The organism is Bradyrhizobium sp. 137 (genome assembly GCF_023074095.1).
GTDB lineage: Bacteria > Pseudomonadota > Alphaproteobacteria > Rhizobiales > Xanthobacteraceae > Bradyrhizobium.
In genome coordinates, this window is the sequence record NZ_JADPKU010000022.1 from 1 (window position 1) to 1515 (window position 1515).

Annotated in this window: 1 protein-coding gene; it reads left to right on the top strand. The window is 59.4% G+C overall.

All coding sequences use genetic code 11. The features are described 5' to 3' along the window. Positions 1–83: 83 nt before the first annotated feature. Positions 84–1436, top strand: a complete 1353-nt coding sequence (locus IVA78_RS04340) for a transposase (protein WP_247279349.1) — start codon at positions 84–86, stop codon at positions 1434–1436. The last annotated feature ends 79 nt before the right edge of the window (positions 1437–1515 follow it).

Consider the following 1515-nt stretch of genomic DNA (forward strand, 5'->3'; position numbering starts at 1 on the left):
GGGTCGATTCTGTTGAAAAAGGCAGCTGTTGCGACGCAGAGATATCAGTGATTCAGTCTGTCTAATTGGCAGGACTGAAGATCATGATGGGGCATCGGCAAGTCGAACAGACCGCGTTGTTCTATGAGTTCTCGCTCGAAAGACATATCCCGACTGATCACTTGCTGCGGTTGATTGACAGGTTTGTCGATCTTGAACAGGTCCGGCGGGACCTGGCGCCTTTCTACAGCAGCATCGGTCGGCCTTCGATCGATCCCGAGCTGATGATCCGGATGCTCTTGATCGGTTACTGCTTCGGCATTCGATCGGAGCGGCGCCTGTGCGATGAGGTTCACCTCAATCTGGCCTACCGGTGGTTCTGCCGGCTCGGTCTGGATGGGACGGTGCCGGATCACTCGACGTTTTCCAAGAACAGGCACGGCCGCTTCCGGCAGAGCGACCTCTTCCGTCGCGTGTTCGAGAGCGTGCTGCGCCGCTGCATCGAGGAACGACTGGTCGGCGGTGAGGGATTTGCAGTCGATGCGAGCCTAATCAAGGCCGATGCCAATCGGCAGAAGGGGATCGAAGGCGATAAGGGACTTCCGCCGGAGGCTGCCAGCCGAGCAATCGATGAGTATCTGGCTGTCCTTGATGATGCCGCTTTCGGAGCCGCGACCGAGGTTACTCCGAAGTTCGTATCGCCTTCCGATCCGGCGGCGCGCTGGACCGGCGCGCACGGCGGCCAAGCGTTTTTCGCCTATTCGACGAACTATCTGGTCGACATCGAGAACGCGATCATCGTCGATGTTGAGGCAACGACGGCAATCCGGCAGGCGGAGGTATTGGCCGCCAAGCGCATGATTGAGCGCTCGCTGGAGCGGTTTGATCTCTATCCGAGCCGGCTCCTCGGTGACAGCGGCTATGGCTCGGCCGAGATGCTCGCCTGGCTGGTCTATGAGCACGGGATCGAGCCGCACGTTACAGTGTTCGACAAATCGGCCCGCACAGACGGGATCTTCTCGCGCGACGACTTCACCTATGACCATGCTGGGGACATCTATCGTTGCCCTGGTGGCAAAACTCTTACCACGACCGGAACGTTGGTGAATGATGGTGCCACCATGCTTTACCTCGCCAGCAAGCGCGATTGTGATCGATGCGCATTGAAGCCCCGATGCTGCCCCAAGCAGGCTTCACGGAGGGTGCCCCGCTCGATCTACGAGGGCGCCCGCGACATGGCGCGCCAGATCGCGAGATCGTGGGAGGGAGGCACCTCGCGCCGGCTCCGCAAGAAAATCGAGATGTTGTTCGCGCACCTCAAGCGCATTCTCAAGCTCGACCGTTTGCGTTTACGAGGTCCAAACGGCGCGCGCGACGAGTTCATCCTCGCAGCCACCGCCCAAAACCTTCGAAAGATGGCCAAGCTGATCCCGATGCCCACCCCGACGCTCGCATAGAGTCAGTAAGAGCAGTTCCGGCCACGTCGCGACGGAGCTATTACAACGAAATACTGCCGGCCTTTTTCAACGGAATCGG